Here is a 16,610-nt window from a genome sequence, read left to right as displayed (position 1 = left end):
ACCTCGTGACAATTCATCCCCGCACACCGCCTTTCTGATAATCTTGGAGTAATACTTGCAACTGCTGTCTCGCCCGGTATAAATACGATTTCACCGTATTGAGAGGCAGATCGAGGGAATCGGCGATTTCGTTGTACGAGAAATCCTGCAAATAACGAAGCACGACAACGGCCCGATGATGCTCCGGAAGATGATCGATGGCCTGCTGGATATCTTTGGCTACAAACGTGGACATCAGCTCGTCTTCCACGCTGTTATCCGCTGAAAATACCATATTGTGCTCCTCGATCGAAACGGTAGCCTTCGTCCGGCGAAACTTGTCGATGCAAATGTTGGTTACGATCCGCTGCACCCACGTTTTAAATTGCGCCTTCTCCTCATAGGAATTAATTTTCGAATATATGCGAATCAACGCCTCCTGAGCGGCGTCTTTGGCGTCCTGTTCATTCCCGAGAATGTAATAAGCCGTACGGTACACATGTGTTTCGATTTCTCGCAATAGGGTAATTAGAGCGTCGCGATCGCCCGATTGGGCAGCTTTGATCAGTTGCTGCTCTACCACAAGGATCCCCCTCTCTTGCAACCTTTTAAACGGGTGTTGTCGAAAAAAGGTTGCACCTGACTTTAAAAAATGTCGATCGTCCGATACTAGAATAACAGAAAACGCAGAGACGGTATACGGCGCCGTTTATTGAAGAAGGCCAAGGAATGGTTCCTCCGCCCCGGCCGAAGCCCGCCGTCTTGGCCGCTTGACGATTGAGCGTCCTCACACTACAATGAGTAGTGTGAGGTGACGCCGATGAAACTGCATCATTTTAAAGTAAATGAAAAAGGGCTGAACCGCTTCTTTGGACCGCTTGAAGCACGGGTTATGGACATTGTCTGGACAGACCCGGATATTTCGATCCGTGACGTTCAAGCCAGTCTGTCGCCGGAGACGACCGTCAGCTTCAATACCGTTATGACCGTATTGAACCGGCTGGCCGACAAGGAGCTGCTGTTCAAGCGGGTCGAAGGCCGGCAAACGCTGTATCGTCCGGTCTTGTCCAGAGAACAGTTCATGCACACCCGCTCCCGCGAGCTGACCCATGAGCTGGTCGAGGAATTCGGCCCCCTCGTCGTCAACCATATGCTCGACGCTCTGGAGGAGGCCGATCCCGCGTTGATCGCGCAGCTGGAGCAGAAGCTCCAATCGATGAAAAAGGACGCCCCGTCATGATGTGGCATACCCGATCCCAAAAACTGTTGTGGGCCTCGACGTCCATCGCCGGACTCGTCTTGGCGCAAATGATCGCTTACGCGCTTCAACTCTTGCTGGACCGCAGCTTCGGCTTCAACGTGTTCTCCGTATGCAGCGGCTGGCTGCATGCGATCGGCATGCCGGCGCTCGCCTACGGGCTGGACGCGCTGATCGCGTATACGTTTCTGTACGGGGCGTGGCAGTTGGCGAGACAGCTGTACTGGACTCGCCGCACATGGAGCGCTTTCCGGATGTCGGCGGATATGAAGAAGACGGAGCAGTTGGCGCAAAAGTTCGGTTTAGCCGGTAGCGCCGCCCCGCTGGTCGTCGCGAGCCGCAAGCCGCTGGCGCTGACGATCGGAATCGCTCGCCCGCGCATCGTCGTCTCCGACGGGCTGCTCCGGCTGCTGGACGACAACGAGCTGATGGCGGTCCTCGATCATGAGCGCCACCATCAGGCGTCGCGCGATCCGTTCGCATCATTCGTCCTGTCCTGGCTTGCCTCGGTCGTCTGGTATTTGCCCATCCTCCGCTGGACGAGCGAGCAATACCGTATCGCCCGCGAAGTGTTGGCGGATCAGTTTGCGATGTCCCGCTCCGGTTCCATGGAGCCTGTGGCGAGCGCCCTGCTCAAGCTGCTGCGCCTCGGACGTCCCGATGCTCCACGCCAAGGAGTCGTATACGCCTCGTTCGCGGAAACGTCGATCAATTACCGGCTGCAGCAACTGATCGATCCGCATGCGGCGCCGCAATTGCGCCTGCCGCTGCGCCCGATGGTCGTGTCCGTGCACGCCGCCGCTTTCCTGACGGCAGCCTTCGTGTGCATGCTCTGGTGAAGAGACGCCGCAACGCCGCTCTGACTTTACGAGTCGGAGCATATTTTTCGCCCCAATACACTACGCAATGTAGTGTTTATAAAATCAAGGAGCTGATTCACGATGGACAAGACCCGAACGACCGCCGCACAGCCGTCAAAGGCTGTGAACAAGAAGACGCATGCCGCTCTGCGCGCCGAAGAAACAAGAAGGCGGCAATGGCGCAAAAGAGCGGGATGGATCGGCGGAGCGGCGCTGCTCGTCGCCGCGCTGATCGTGCTGATCGCCAACCGTCCCCCTAAGCCGGGCGAACGGGTCGCCGTCATGCCCGACCAATCGCATATCGCCAATGCCGGCTCTCCGCACAAGCCCTACAACTCCGATCCCCCGACAAGCGGCCAGCATCTGCCTTACATAGCGCCTTGGGGCGTGCATAAGGAGCCTCTTCCGAAGGAGCTGCTCGTGCACAATCTGGAGGACGCCGGGGTCGTGATCTACTACAACGGTCAGACCGACGAGGAAACCGTCGGCAAGCTGGAGACGGTCGTACGGCGTTACCCGCAATACGTCCTCGTCAATCCTTATAAGGAAATGCCCAATGCCATCACTTTGACGGCTTGGGGCAGGATCGACCGGCTGGACGCGTTCGACGAGAAACGGATCGTCGACTTCATCAAGGCGTACAAAGGGATCGATCATCACCCGCGCAGCTGACGGACAAGGCTCGCATGCGTATCGCGTCCAGCCGGACCCAGCAACGTCAAGAGCCTTCGATCAGCCGCTTATGCGGCCGCGAAGGCTCTGTTTGTTTTTCCCCTTTTCCCCTTTTGCCCCTATACGATCTCATGCTCCGTGCGGCTCCAGCGCTCGTAGAACAACGTCTTGTCCTTGCGGAACAGCTTGGGCGCCGCATGCACGGCGAACACCAGATCGACGAGGCCCGCCGTCAGGAAACAGGCGGCAATCCCGATCGGCGGCAGCCCGCGCACGTATTGGTCGAACAGCGCCGCATTGACGCCTCCGATCGCTCCGTACAGCACCCCATACCGGATGAGCAGCTCGTGGAGCCGGATACGCGGACCCTTTCCTTTTACCCGGATCCGCACGATGAATTTCCCCAACGTCCGGCCGTTCGTCACATACGGCAGCACAATGAAATACCCGAAACAAACTGCGCCATAGATAACCAAGCTGGATTGCTTCATGAACAGCGCCAGCAGCGGAAGCAGCACCAGCAGATCGAGCTGCAGGGCGACCAGCCGCCGCGTAAAGCCGATCCGTTCCGTTTTCAGATCCACCCGCTCGTCCAGCCGCCTCGCCTCGGGCAGCAGCTTCGTCAAAAGCGGAGCCGCCGCATAGCCGACCGCCCCTCCGAGCGTATTCAGCATCAGATCGTCCACATCGAACAGCCGGTAAGGGCACATATAGATCCCGTACAGTCCGGTCACTTGGGTGATCTCGAAAAACAGCGACAAGCCGAACGCAGCCGCGATGGCTTTGACCGGACCGAAGCGGAAATAATAGCGCAAATAGACGCCGAGCGGCACGAGCAGCAGCACGTTGAAGGCCGCCTGGAGAAACGCCCGTTCCCGGAACAGCCGCAAGTAAGTCGAGGGCTCGGCGAACCGCACGCCCGTCTCCCGCAGGAAGTCGTTGACGAATTGGAACGGAATCCAGGACATGTACGACTCCCGCAGCCCGCTGCACGTATTCCGCGTGGCGGGAAGCGGCAGGATAACCAGATAGAGCGCGGTCAGCAGATAGAGCAGTAGCGAATAGATGACGAGCACGCGGATTTTGTTCAAATACCCGTACTTGCGATACTGGATGACCAGAAACGGGAGCGTGAACAGGAAGGCCAGCATCGGAAACGTCAGCAGCGCGTATCCGATCGGCAGCCAATACGCGTCGAGCATAACAGACCTCCCCGTCTCGGCAAAATAGGAGCTTTCCCCGGTACCGGGAATCCGTGCGCTTCCCGCACGAAAGCGACGGCGTCCCCGGCTGCCGGAGAAGGCTTGTGGGATACGGACGAGCTGCGCTCCCCCGGCGAGCCCGAATTACTGAAACTTAACGAGGTAGTAATTTTTTTTGCCGCGCCGCAGGACCGCATATTTACCGTGCAGCCGCTGATCCGGCCCGATTGTGCTGTCAATGCCGCTGACGCGCTCCCCGTTGACATATACCGCACCGCTCTCAATGTCCTGCTTCGCCTGGCGGCGGGAAGGCGCTGCTTTGACCGCGACAAGCAGATCGATGATGCCGGTTTCCGGCTGATCCTCCAGCACCGTCGTCGGCATATCCTGAAGCGCCTCGACAAGCTCCTCTTCGTTCAGCTTCGTCACCTCGCCCGAGAACAGCGCCTGCGTAATATTCTCCGCGCTTTCCACCGCTTCCTGACCGTGAACGATCCGGGTCACTTCGCGCGCCAGCTCGCGTTGGGCGACGCGCTTCTCCGGCCGCTCCTGCACTTCTTTCTCCAGCTCCGCAATCTGCTCCCGCGTCAGGAACGTGAAATATTTCAAAAACTTCACGACATCCTGATCGTCGGTATTGATCCAGAACTGATAAAATTGATAAGCCGACGTTTTGCTGCGGTCGAGCCAAATCGCGCCGGATTCGGATTTGCCGAACTTTTTACCGTCGCTCTTCGTCACCAGCGGCATAGTGATGCCGAAAGCGTCGCCCCCGCCCATCTTGCCGATCAAGTCGAGACCGGCCGTAATGTTGCCCCATTGATCGCTGCCGCCAAGCTGTAAGGAGCAGTTATGCTCCTGATGGAGCTTGTGGAAATCGTACGCCTGAAGAATCATGTAGCTGAACTCGGTGAACGAGATGCCGTTCGCAAGGCGCGAATCGACCGAATCTTTGGCCAGCATGTAATTGACCGTGAAGTTTTTGCCCACGTCGCGCAGAAACGAGATGGCATCCAGCGGGGCGAGCCAGTCGTAGTTGCTGACCAGCTTGGCCGGATTGTCCGCCAGCTCGAAATCGAGGAAGCGGGACAGCTGCCGCTGCAGACTGGACGTCCACTGCGCGACCGTGTCGGCCGTATTGAGGGAGCGCTCGGTCGAGCGTCCGCTCGGATCGCCGATCAGACCGGTGCCGCCGCCGACAAGCGCGATCGAATGATGCCCGGCCAGCTGAAATCGTTTCAAGCACAGAATCGGCAGCAGACTGCCGATGTGCAGGCTGTCTGCCGTCGGATCGAACCCGCAGTACAGAACGACCCGTTCCGATTCGAGTTTCTTTTGCAGCCCTTCGCGGTCCGTCACCTGATAGACGAGCCCTCTGTATTCGAGGTCCTCCAGCAATTGCGCATCGGTTATACGTGTTTCGCTCAACATGCATCTCTCCTTGTGTAAAGTTCGCGGAAACCAAAAAAGACCCGTCTCCTGTTCATGAACAGGGACGAGTCATCGCGGTACCACCCTAATTGACAGCTTCCGGGTAAGGGAAAAACTGTCCGCTTGCAAACGGATAACGGCCGTTTCGTCCGTCCTTCCCCTTCCGCGAGAAATCCCGCGACTTCGGTTCGGATGCTCCGGGACGTAATTCGCCTGCGTCCGCGCTCCGGCTCGCACCTTCCGCCGGCTCTCTGAAGCGCTGCTTACGCTGACTACTGATTCCCTTCCCAGCATATCTTCAACGTATTTCGTTTGATTCTTTATACCATTTTTCGCGGCCAACTGTCAATTCGGGACGTACGTCGCCACTGGCACCCGAACCGGACCACAGGTATCCGTTCGGATTCGGACTTGGACCGCGGTCCTCCGCAAAGACGGGTTGCTTATTTGGCCTGGCTATGGTAAGATTGATACAATTATAGAGTTCAAATCCAATTCACATATTGAAAAGGGCTTCATTTTATAATGGATCTCTTCTCAATGTGTGAATTTTTTTATTTTAAAAATGAACATGTTAAAACAATCTTCGGGAGGTTTTCCATTTGCAAACAGGTACAGTAAAATGGTTCAACAATGATAAGGGCTTTGGCTTTATCGAAGTCGAAGGCGGCGGCAGCGACGTATTCGTCCATTTCAGCGCAATTGAGGGCGACGGCTACAAATCGCTGGACGAAGGCCAACGCGTCCAATTCAACGTGACTCAAGGGAACCGCGGTCCCCAAGCGGAAAACGTATCGAAAATTTATTGAGTTTTCCCGGCTTGCTCCCTAGCAAACCGATACCGATTTGTCTGTTTCCCTTATTCCAAAGGCGTGCGAACGAGCATGCTGCCGATGTGCAAAAGAGTATAAGAAAGAGCGAGGTGTCGGGTATGAATAAGGAAGAGCTGATTGAAAAAGTGGCAAAAACAAGCGGATTTACGAAGAAAAATGCCGAAAAGGCCGTATCGTGCGTGCTGGATTCGATCTCGGACGCTTTGGTGCAAAACGAGAAGGTACAGCTGCTTGGCTTCGGCACCTTCGATGTCCGCGAACGCGAGGCCCGTATGGGACGCAACAGCAAAACCGGCAAGGAAGTCGAGCTGCCGGCAGGAAAAGTGCCCGTTTTCTCGGCAGGGAAAACGCTGAAGGATGCTCTGAACGAGCCTGAAGCGTCCCGGACTCCGGCACCGCAATAAACCGCTACGAAACAAAAACCTCCGTCGCCCTTCTATATGGGCTGCGGAGGTTTTTGTTTCGTAGCGGATCTATCCGGCCCTGCGCTGTTTCCATTAGCTCGCGTGCGACGGGGCTTACGCCGGAAACGGCTGCAGCCCTTCCCCTTCCTCCGCAGCCGGCTCGCCATACGGATACGTCAGGTTGCGCGGCTGCGCATCGACGATCGTCTCCACCATATCGCGAACGCCGAGCTTGTCCATAAACTCCGCCGACAGCCACGCCTCCGTCTGCTCCGGCCCGAGCACGATCGGCACCTGCTCGTCCCGGCCCGGGGCGGCGGAGGTCACCGACAAGATCGTGCACGTGCGCAGCTCCTCGCCCTGCGGACTGATGCGAATGTCGTATACGCCGGCAAGCGCCAACGGCTGTCCTTGCAGCAGCAGGACGCGCTCGGCTTTTTTCCGGCCTTGCTCCGGCACGTGGCGATAATAGGCGCTGCAAGGGATGACGCATCTTTGCCGCTTCAGTAGATAATCGAACGACTTGTTCCCCAGAATCGACAGCCCATCCGCGTGCACCGCATTGCGGGCCCAGAAGGGCAGAAGCCCCCAGCGAAATTCGTCCAATACGCGTTCCTGGCCTCTGCCGCAAATGGCCGATACGTATCCGGTCGGGGCGTATTCCCGCTCGCTCTCGATATAGGCCAGCAGCTGCGTGACCCCGAAATGCTCGGTTAACAGGCGGGCGTCCGCCTGCAAAGTAAAACGATAGCTCATCGGTAGGGACTCTCCTTCATCGCGGTGTCCGCTTTGGATATTTTCCCCTTTTACTATGCGCTATCGATTCCAGACTTATCCTTGCCAGGCACAAAAAAGAAACGCGCTCCAGAAAAGAGCGCGTTCCCAGCATTCATCCGGGCGAGCAGTCGGCGAGATCGATGATGCCCACCCGAAGCACATCCCGCTCATCCGAGAACGTGAATGCGATCTTGCGGCTGTCCGGACTAAACGACGGGTGCGGATGTCCGGGATGCACGCCGCGGCACGGCAATTCGCACAGCAGCTTCGATTGCTTCGCAGCTATGTCGATCAGGACGATTTTGGAAACGCCGGGCTCCTGCGTATCCGCCACGGCATACCGGCCGTCGGGACTGATGCCCGCATGCCAGTACTTGTAGTCCCCATTCACGAATTCGCTCCGCTCGCCCCGCTTCTCCGCGAAATAAACGCCTGTCGGTTTATCCGGACTTTGGGGATATTTTACGAAAATCAGCCCGCTGCCGTCATAGGCCCACATCTCGTGCCCGACATATTCCGCCAGTCGTCCGTCTTCGTCTTTTTTTTGTAAAAAGACGTTAACCGATTGTCCGCTACGGATGTCCGCGACCCATAGCCGATCCGGAATATGCTCGGTTTTCCCCTCATGGGCGTAGAATACAAGCTCGGGATCCGCCGGACTGATCATCGCATGATTCGCCACCGGATAAGGCTCGTCGAACAAGGGACGGGCCGCTTCGCGAACGACTCCGGTATCCGCATGCACGGTGCCGATCACCCACTGCTCTGCCTGCCCAGGAAGCTGTTCCTTCCAGTAGACGCCAAGCGTCCTGCCGTCGTTTGTAATCGATAAGGGGCCATGAAAAGAGCAATGCTCCCCAAGCTTGCATACCGTGCGCCGCGCTCCGCTCCACGCGTCGATGGCGTACAGCTCGTTGTTGTCGAACAAGTACAGGACGTCCTCGCACGAAACGACGCCTCGTCCCCAGCCCAGCCGCCTTTCCTCCAGCACCTGGGCCTCGCCCGTTTCCGTATCGAAGCGGACGACGTTTCCCGTCAGCTTCTCCCGGTCGATATCCGTATGGACGATCAAATGCCGGCTGTTCGTCAGCCACGTCATCGCCGTAAAATATTGATGCGCCGTATCGCTTTCTTCACACCCGATAGCGTAAATCGGCAGTCCGGTCATGGTATCCGCAAATGCCGTTTTCTTCAGCATCGAGCTCGCCTCCAGTAGGTTTCGTTCGAATTAGGGTTCCCCGGCCTCGCCGCGCGACTGCTCCCGTTCGCGGTATTCGCCGGGCGTAAATCCGCTGCTCTTCTTGAAAATCCGTACAAAGCTGTTGACGTTCGTGTAGCCGACCGCGCCGGATATATCCCGGATGAGCATATCCGTGTCCGCAAGCAGTTCTTTCGCTTTCTTCAACCGGATGCCCATCAAATAGTCGATGAAGTTGCCCCCCGTCCGTTCCTTGAACAGACGGCTCATATGCGACACGCTCAGCTTGAACTCGCTAGCCAGCACATTCAATGACAAATCGCTGTGCATATAGCGCGCGTCGATAAACGCGATGATCCGCTCGATAACGTCATTCCGTTCCCGGCTGCTCCGCCTCTCCCCGATTTGCGCCGCATACCGGCCAAGCTGCTCGTTCACGTAATCGGAAAGCTCGCGAATGCTCTCATACTGGTTCAGCAGGTCGAACAGCCGATGCGGAGGCGCCTCCTCCAGCAGCGCCGGGTCGATCTCGCCCACGGCTTTGGCCGCCTTCATCATAAACTGCACGACAAGCTGCCGGATCATATCGGGCGCAGCGCCGCTGCCGGCCATTTCCGCAAACCAACGTTCCGTCTGCTTCGCCATCTTCTCGCTATCCGTCAACCGCAGCGAGTCGATGATCGCATCCGTCATCCCGAGAAGATGGATGAATTCGCCGCTTGCCGGCTCGCGAATATCTTCACTGGAGATAATCGCGTTGCCGCCAAGAATCATTTTGTACGAAAGCGCCGCGAGCGCATCGTGGTAAGAAGACTGAAGCGTATCCGCCCCTTGCGTCATCCGGCCCAGTCCGATGGAAATCGTCCGCTTGAACTGCTCCTTCGTGTAGCTCTTGATCATATCCGCGATCGCCAGAGCCCGCAATGCATTCGCTTCGCCATCCGTCTCGGCGAAGCTGATGACGATAGCGACAAGTCCGTCGCGGGCTTCGATGGCAACGCCGCGGTATTCGGTGTTGATGATTTCTTCCGCCACGTTGCAGAGCGCGTAGCAATACAGGTGAAGATCCCGCGGCGAAGCAATTTCCGCTTGCCGATCGAATGCCGCAGCCATAACCATCGCCTGGACGGGGTGCAGCGGGAACCCGATCGCTTCGAGACTGGCCAGCAGCTCCGGATTTTTGCGCGCCCCGATCAAAGCATCCATCGCAAGCCGCCATTTGACGACCGGCTGCGTTTCGCGCATATGCCGAAACATGCGGTCGCTTTCCGCCAAAATATGCGATAGCGAAACTTCTATACCGGCCAATTCGTCGTCCGCCATTTGTCCCGTTTTGCTTTCATAGGCGCGGTGCGACTGAAGCTGGTTCGTCACATTGGAGAGCACCCGGTACACCGGCCGGAACATCCAGCGATTGACCGCCGCCGACATGCCGACGGCGAGCGCCAGCAGCACGAGAATAATCATGACCAGCATGTTCCGCACTTGGACAAGCGGCTTGCTAAGCTCCGTGTCGGATACGACGCTGACGATCTCCCAGCCCGTGAACGGACTTTTCATATAAAAAACCGTATTGTTCACGCCGTTCAGCTTCGTGCGGAACTGTCCTTCGCTTTTCTCGTTCATTTGGGCCGACCAGAGCGCTTCGCTCGTCCTCGTTCCGATCAGCGATTTATCCGCATGGCTGATAATCGTTCCTTGCGCGTCGGCAATAAACATGTAGCCGAGAGAAGGGTCGACCGCATGTTTAATCAAATTGAAAATGGACAGCTCGTCGATATTGACCGCGACGGCTCCTTTCCGGTATCCTTCCACGTGCGTAAGCGGATAGGAGCGAATGAGCGTCATCACGTTATGCCAGATGGCGTGGGAATCGTCCAGTGCCAGCTTCCGCGTGCCGATCAGCTGATAAAACCCTTTGTACCGTTCGAACGGGCCGATCCATTGGTAATCGACGCCCGCCTCCGCCTGCTGGAACGGAGTGGTCTGCGACCAGCGCTTTTTGGCGTACGAATACAGATCGATGGAAAAAATGACGTTATTGCTGAGCAATATATCGCCAATCCGGTTGTTGATCGCAATACTGTCTTGTTCGTCCCCGGAATCGTCCTCCATAAACGCCCACATATCCCGGCTGCGCAAAAACTGAATCGCTTCCGAATCGACAGCCTTGAGCACCAGCAGCAGCTTATCGTTTACTTCGCGGAGCAGCGACATGTTCGTGCGCTCGATTCCATCCTGAAGGTGATCGGTCGTGATGAAATAGGACAGCCCGGCCGTCGAAACGATGCAAACGCTTAAGAATAGTAAAATAACCGTGATCGCCCGCTTCGAATGACTCCGCCATCGCCCCCACAACATGTCGCTGCCCCCTTTTTTGCCGCCGGATATTATTTAAAGCCCGCTTTATTGCTCTCGTACCACTCTTGGGCTATTTGATCGGCCTTGTCTCCACCTGCGCTCTTGTACTCTTTGCGCATCATATCAAGCGCTTGCTCCGGCGTAATGTCGCCTTTGACGATCGCTCTCGTGCGAATTTCCGTCAACTTCGGCGCGACGCTTGCGAACACGTTGGCGATCTCCGGCGAGTTCGGCGCGTACGGGATATCGCGGCGGAACGGCACGCTAAGCGACGTCTTCATCGCTTCTACATTCAGCTTCGCCCAACGCTGCGAAAGCGGATCTGGAGCGGCTTTCGTAATCAGGTCCTCCAGCTTGAACGTCTTGGCGTCATTCCGGACTATCGCGTACTCGCCCGCATACGCGACCTCTTTCTTGAACTTGTCGGCATCGATGATTTGCGCGACGCCGTTCACTAATTTGTAATGCGTGTTCTCGACGCCGTTCATAAGCGAGTACCAGCCTTTATCCAACATCCAATCGAGATATTCGATCGCCGCCTTCGGGTTTTTCATATCCTTATTGAATGCGACGAAAATATTGGCCGGCGTTTCCTGGTAAAAGCCGAACTTGCCGTACTGGGTCGAGAACGCCGCCAGCGGCACCGGATTCGCATCGGGAATGTTCTTGATCAGATCTTTCATATAGCCGTCGATGCCGTTGCCGACTGTGCCGATCAGAATGCCCGTTTTGCCGAGCGCCCAATCGGTCATCGTCTTCTGGCTGTTTTTATCCGTCAAATATTCTTTGTCGATATACCCGTTCTCGTACAGCTTCCGCTCGAACGAGAGTGCGCCCACATTGCGGTCGACGAAGCTTGCGTTGGTCATCTTGCCCCCTTCGAGATACCATTGCGTGCTGTGCGTCGCATAAAGACCGCTTATGACGTTTGGCCACACATACATGGAAACGACCGGCGCGCTCGCACTCCCGGCGAGACCTTTATCCTTGAATGCCTTAACGACCGTGAAAAACTCTTCCTCCGTCGTCGGCGCCTTCATGCCCACCTTATCCAGCCAATCCTGCCGAATCCACATGCCGGCATTGGCCAGGCCGTTCATCGGCCGTCTTGCCGTGAACCCGTATATTTTGCCGTTGAACGTCATAAACGGCTTCAGATCCTGGTTTTCGCTTATATATTTCTTGAGCACCGTGCTGTATTTATCAATATAATCGTCAAGCGGCTGTACGACGCCCTGCGTAACGAGCGTGCCGATATAGTTGCGGTCGTATTCCCAGATGAGATCCGGCGCTTCGCCGGAGGCAATGAGCGTATTCAGCTTTTCCTGCGCCTGATTGCGGGGAACCGGAACAAATTTGACTTGAATGCCCGATTGCTCCTGAATCCACTTCGTCCAGCGGTTTTGCTCGTAGGATCCTTCATCCGCGGCGACGGCGCCCCGATCGTACATCGAAACGCTGATGGCCCTCGGCAATTTGTCGTACTTGTCCGAACTGCCGGAAGAGGACGGTTCCCCGCCGTTTGCCCCTTCCTCCGTTTTGCCGCAGCCGGTTAACGCCGTTCCCAGCGTAACCGCCATAATCGCGGTACCAAGCACCCACCGTTTTGTTTTGATCACACCATGACCTCCCATAGAAAATGATTATATCACACGGCAATTAGCGCCGTAATGAACCATGAACGCTGTGCGCTCGGCAACTATCCCTTTACCGAGCCCATCAGCACGCCTTTCACGAAATATTTTTGCAGGAACGGATAAATGAGCAGAATCGGCAGCGCAGCCAGCATGGCGGCTCCGGCGCGTACGCCTTCCGGCGGCAGCGCGTCGTTTCCTTGCGTCGGATCCCCTATCAGCAGCGACGGATCGAGGTTGTCGATCATCTGATACAGCTTGACCATGAGCGACATCTTATCCGAGCTTTTGATGAAGATCAGCACATTGTAGTAGGCGTTCCACCAGCCGACCGCATAGAAAAGCGTTAGCGCCGCAAGCACGGGAAGCGCCAGGGGCAGGACGATCCGCACCAGCACCACCCAATCTTTGGCCCCGTCGATGGAAGCCGATTCCTCCAACTCGCTAGGCAGACCCTCGAAGAACGTCTTCAGGACGAACAGATTGTACGTGCTGATCAGTCCGGGCAGCCATAGCGCCCAATACGTATTCATGAGGCCCAAGCTTTTAATGAGCAGAAACTGCGGAATCAACCCTCCGCCGAACAGCATCGTGAAAATGATCATTCCGAGTACCGGCCCCCGTCCGCGGAGATCGGTTTTGGACAGCGGATAAGCGGCCATAATGGTCACCAGTATATTGAGAACCGTGCCGACGACCGTCATCAGAGCCGTATTTCGCATCGCGACGAACAGTTGGCCGTCGTCCACCAAATTTCGGTAGGCGTCCAGGGTAAACGCTTTCGGCCAGATCGAAACGTTGCCGGAACGAATCGCTTCGCTGGAGCTGAGGGAAACCGCCAGCACGTTCAGAAACGGAAACAACGTGGAAAAGGCGCATAACGCCAGGAACACATACAGGATGCCGCGGAACAAGCGGCCTTTCGGGTTAGACATCCGCCGCCCCTCCTTTCCGTGCTTTCATTACCATAGCGCACGCTCTCCCATCGCCCGTATGATGCGGTTTACCGAAAGCACCAGCACCAAACCTATGATGGATTGAAACAATCCGATTGCGGTCGTGTAGCTGTATTGAAGGTTAATCAAGCCCAATCTGTAAATATACGTGCTCATCACATCGGAAACGCTCGTCACCATCGGATTCGTCAGCACCCACACGTGCTCGAAGCCGACGTCGAGCATGCGGCCCATTTGCAAAACGAGCATGAGCGCGATCGTGCTCCGGATTCCCGGCAGCGTCACATGCCAAATTTGCCGCAGCTTGCCGCCTCCGTCTATTCGCGCCGCCTCATACAGATGCGGATCAATGCTGGACATCGCCGCCAAATACAAGATGGTGCCAAACCCAGCGTCCCTCCATATGCTGGAAAACACATAAACGAACGGCCACCAAAAGGTGCTGCCCATAAAATAGACCGGCTCGAAGCCGAACGCCTTCAAAATATGATTAATAAAACCGGTGCTTGGGGACAACAGTCCGATTACGATGGTGCCGAGAATAATCCACGATAAAAAATGCGGCAAATAAAGCAGGTTTTGCACGATGCGCTTGTACCATTCCAGCCGCACCTCGTTCAAAATAATGGCGAGCGCAATCGGGACTGGAAAGCCGATACATAGCCCGTATAAGTTTAAAAGCAGCGTGTTGCGGATAATCTTGACCAGATCGCTGCTGTGCACCAAACGGTTGAAGTGCTCCAGCCCGACCCATTTGCTGCCCCAAATCCCGTCCGCCAGCCGAAATTCTTTGAATGCGATAATTTCCCCATACATAGGAAAATATTTGAATACGATAAAGTAGGCGATTACGGGGACGAGCAGCACATACAGAAACGGTCTGCGCTTCAAGTCCCTCCATAACGATTTTCGTTTCACCGTCGGGCGGACGCTTTCGCGGCTTGCGGGATCGGCGGCCGGTTGTGCAAGCATTCCTCATTCTCCTTTCCTTCCTCCTGATGTCGGCCGGTTACGTTGCGGCTCGATCCCACTATAACAACCGCTGGAATCGCTGGAAATATTCCGTTTTTTTCAGCCTCCACTTGTTTTGCTCGGAAGGACTACACCTTTTTTGCTCCGATATGCCTTTCATGATAATACCTGCAAGGTAAAAATATTTTAGGATTGGTCAATTCCCTTTCTTGTCAATGGATGCCCAAAAAAGGTTTAATAGGTGCTACAACGACCAAAACCGAAAGGGAGTATTCACTTGAAACAAGCGGCGAACTTTGTCGATCATCTCCATAACCCTTCTTATTTGAGCCCGTACTTATCGAAACCGATCACGCATGAAAGCATGATCTATGACAGCGGAAGAGAAAAAGAATCTTTGAACGGCTTCTGGAATTTCGGAATCGATCAATACGATACTTGCCTCCGGGCCAAGTGGTTTGAAGAACAGTACACGGATGAAGACGGGAGAACGAATCCGATCGATTTCAGCTTTGACGAATGGGAGAAAATCAAGGTTCCCTCCTCTTGGAATACGCAAAAGGAAAAATTTTTCTATTACGAAGGAAGCGCCGTTTATACCCGGACCTTCATGTATGCCGGCAAAAGCGAAGAGAGAGTGTTCATCAAATTCGGAGCGGTCAATTACGACGCCAAAGTTTTTTTGAACCGGGAATACGCGGGCTTTCACAAGGGCGGCTCCACTCCCTTCTTCCTTGAAGTGACCGGCCGTTTGAAGGAGTCGAACCGCATCCTCGTCGTGGCCAACAACACGCGCAAACGCGAGCAGGTGCCGAGTGAAAATACGGATTGGTTTAACTACGGAGGCATGTATCGGGATGTGGAAATCATCCGGCTGCCGCAAACGTTCATCAAGGACTTCGCGATCCATTTGGTGCCGGGAAGCTCTTTCTCGAAAATCGGCGTAGAGTTTGTCCTCGACGGACCGGAGCTGGACGGCGAAGCCATGTTGACGATCCGGGAACTCGGCCTATCGCTGCCGATCGAAGTCAGGAACGGGCAAGGAACGGCCGTCCTGGATGCGGTACCGGAGCTGTGGAGTCCCGAACATCCGAAGCTGTATGAGGTAACCGTCGAGTACGGGACAGACTGCATCCGCGAATCGATCGGATTCCGCGAAATACGCGTAGAAGGTACCGACATTTTGTTAAACGGCAAACCGATCTACCTGAAGGGAATCAGCGCGCACGAAGAAAGTGTACCGAACGGCAAAGCCGTATCGGAAGAAGAAATGATCGAGAACTTCAATCTGGCGAAGAAAATGAATTGCAACTATATGCGGCTGGCTCATTATCCCCATACGGAAAAAGCCGCCAAATTGGCCGATCGCATGGGCATTATGCTATGGGAAGAAATTCCGGTGTACTGGGCGATCGAATTCGATAATGAAGAAACGTACCGGGATGCCGAAAATCAATTGACCGAGCTGATCAAGAGGGACCGCAACCGGGCAAGCGTCATCATATGGTCGGTCGGCAACGAGAATGCGGATACGGAAGCAAGGCTCCGATTCATGAGTTCTCTGGCGAAGAAGGCCAAGCAACTGGACCCGACCCGTCTCGTCTCCGCCGCATGCCTTCTCGATCATGACAACCACGTGATCGACGACAGACTGGCCGATTATTTGGACATCATCGGCGCGAATCAATATTACGGCTGGTACCAGACCGATTTCAGCAATTTGATCAAGCTGTTCGAGAACAGCAAGCCGGATAAGCCCGTGGTCATTACGGAATTCGGCGCCGACGCCAAAGCCGGACACCGCGGTACCGTCGACGAGAAAGGGACGGAAGATTGCCAGCTGGACATTTACAAGAAGCAGGTCGAGGTTCTCGGGAACATTCCGTACGTGAGAGGAACCAGTCCCTGGATCTTATACGACTTCCGCTGCCCGCGCAGGCTCCATACGACCACTCAGAACTATTACAATACGAAGGGTCTGCTCTCCGAGGATAAGAGCTATACGAAGCCGGCCTTTTATGTGATGCAGCAGTTTTATGAGAACAAATAAGCATACCGAACGACTAGGGCGAG

Annotated in this window: 15 protein-coding genes and 1 other annotated feature; of the genes, 6 read left to right on the top strand and 9 right to left on the bottom strand. The window is 55.6% G+C overall.

Going from position 1 to position 16,610, the window contains the following annotated elements:
• Window positions 1-13: 13 nt before the first annotated feature.
• On the bottom strand, window positions 14-562 hold the full coding sequence (locus ABD796_RS09640; RefSeq protein ID WP_344906541.1) for an RNA polymerase sigma factor: 549 nt from the start codon (window positions 560-562) through the stop codon (window positions 14-16).
• A gap of 237 nt (window positions 563-799) precedes the next feature.
• Here ABD796_RS09640 and ABD796_RS09635 point away from each other — a divergent pair, with 237 nt between their 5' ends.
• The 3 genes from ABD796_RS09635 to ABD796_RS09625 all read left to right on the top strand — a co-directional run bounded on the left by ABD796_RS09635 (window position 800) and on the right by ABD796_RS09625 (window position 2,769).
• Complete coding sequence (locus ABD796_RS09635) at window positions 800-1,219, top strand: BlaI/MecI/CopY family transcriptional regulator (protein WP_344906538.1); 420 nt, start codon at window positions 800-802, stop codon at window positions 1,217-1,219.
• Window positions 1,216-2,076 (top strand): M56 family metallopeptidase, encoded by an 861-nt coding sequence (locus ABD796_RS09630; RefSeq protein WP_344906535.1) that lies wholly within the window; start codon window positions 1,216-1,218, stop codon window positions 2,074-2,076. Before ABD796_RS09635 ends, ABD796_RS09630 begins: the two co-directional genes overlap by 4 nt.
• A 102-nt stretch (window positions 2,077-2,178) precedes the next feature.
• Window positions 2,179-2,769, top strand: a complete 591-nt coding sequence (locus tag ABD796_RS09625; RefSeq protein WP_344906532.1) for a thioredoxin-like domain-containing protein — start codon at window positions 2,179-2,181, stop codon at window positions 2,767-2,769.
• 119 nt (window positions 2,770-2,888) lie between these two features.
• Here the strand turns inward: ABD796_RS09625 and ABD796_RS09620 are convergent, their stop codons facing one another.
• A complete protein-coding gene (locus tag ABD796_RS09620) occupies window positions 2,889-3,971 on the bottom strand; it encodes a VanZ family protein (protein ID WP_344906529.1) in 1,083 nt (360 codons plus the stop codon).
• 144 nt (window positions 3,972-4,115) lie between these two features.
• Window positions 4,116-5,369: a tyrosine--tRNA ligase gene (gene tyrS, locus ABD796_RS09615; RefSeq protein ID WP_344907408.1), complete on the bottom strand. Its 1,254-nt coding sequence runs from the start codon at window positions 5,367-5,369 to the stop codon at window positions 4,116-4,118.
• Between the two features lie 90 nt (window positions 5,370-5,459).
• Window positions 5,460-5,700, bottom strand: a binding site (T-box leader).
• A 304-nt stretch (window positions 5,701-6,004) separates the two neighbouring features.
• On the opposite strand from tyrS, the gene ABD796_RS09610 reads away from it, so the two are divergent.
• Window positions 6,005-6,211 carry a cold-shock protein gene (locus ABD796_RS09610; protein WP_344906526.1) on the top strand — a complete coding sequence of 69 codons (207 nt, stop codon included), beginning with the start codon at window positions 6,005-6,007 and terminating at the stop codon, window positions 6,209-6,211.
• Between the two features lie 122 nt (window positions 6,212-6,333).
• Window positions 6,334-6,639, top strand: a complete 306-nt coding sequence (locus ABD796_RS09605) for an HU family DNA-binding protein (protein WP_344906523.1) — start codon at window positions 6,334-6,336, stop codon at window positions 6,637-6,639.
• Window positions 6,640-6,753: 114 nt separating this feature from the next.
• Here ABD796_RS09605 and ABD796_RS09600 read toward each other — a convergent pair whose 3' ends face one another.
• The 6 genes from ABD796_RS09600 to ABD796_RS09575 form a co-directional block, all read right to left on the bottom strand.
• Entirely contained in the window at window positions 6,754-7,395 is a 642-nt protein-coding gene (locus ABD796_RS09600) for an SOS response-associated peptidase (protein ID WP_344906520.1), read from the bottom strand.
• Window positions 7,396-7,528: 133 nt separating this feature from the next.
• Window positions 7,529-8,614, bottom strand: coding sequence for a TolB family protein (locus ABD796_RS09595; protein ID WP_344906517.1), 1,086 nt, complete (start codon window positions 8,612-8,614; stop codon window positions 7,529-7,531).
• Between the two features lie 30 nt (window positions 8,615-8,644).
• Entirely contained in the window at window positions 8,645-10,975 is a 2,331-nt protein-coding gene (locus tag ABD796_RS09590) for a helix-turn-helix domain-containing protein (protein WP_344906514.1), read from the bottom strand.
• Between the two features lie 29 nt (window positions 10,976-11,004).
• The gene (locus ABD796_RS09585; protein WP_344906511.1) at window positions 11,005-12,594 is read right to left on the bottom strand and encodes an extracellular solute-binding protein; all 1,590 of its coding nucleotides are present in this window, start codon (window positions 12,592-12,594) and stop codon (window positions 11,005-11,007) included.
• Between the two features lie 80 nt (window positions 12,595-12,674).
• Window positions 12,675-13,544: a carbohydrate ABC transporter permease gene (locus tag ABD796_RS09580; protein ID WP_344906508.1), complete on the bottom strand. Its 870-nt coding sequence runs from the start codon at window positions 13,542-13,544 to the stop codon at window positions 12,675-12,677.
• 27 nt (window positions 13,545-13,571) lie between these two features.
• Window positions 13,572-14,537, bottom strand: a complete 966-nt coding sequence (locus ABD796_RS09575; RefSeq protein WP_344906505.1) for an ABC transporter permease — start codon at window positions 14,535-14,537, stop codon at window positions 13,572-13,574.
• 277 nt (window positions 14,538-14,814) lie between these two features.
• Here ABD796_RS09575 and ABD796_RS09570 point away from each other — a divergent pair, with 277 nt between their 5' ends.
• Window positions 14,815-16,587, top strand: a complete 1,773-nt coding sequence (locus ABD796_RS09570; RefSeq protein ID WP_344906502.1) for a glycoside hydrolase family 2 protein — start codon at window positions 14,815-14,817, stop codon at window positions 16,585-16,587.
• Window positions 16,588-16,610 lie beyond the last annotated feature (23 nt).

Origin of the sequence: Paenibacillus hodogayensis (genome assembly GCF_039536325.1) — a bacterium.
Classification (GTDB): domain Bacteria; phylum Bacillota; class Bacilli; order Paenibacillales; family NBRC-103111; genus Paenibacillus_AB; species Paenibacillus_AB hodogayensis.
The sequence above is the reverse complement of the archived record's forward strand: the minus strand, read 5'-3'. Positions and strand labels throughout refer to the sequence as shown.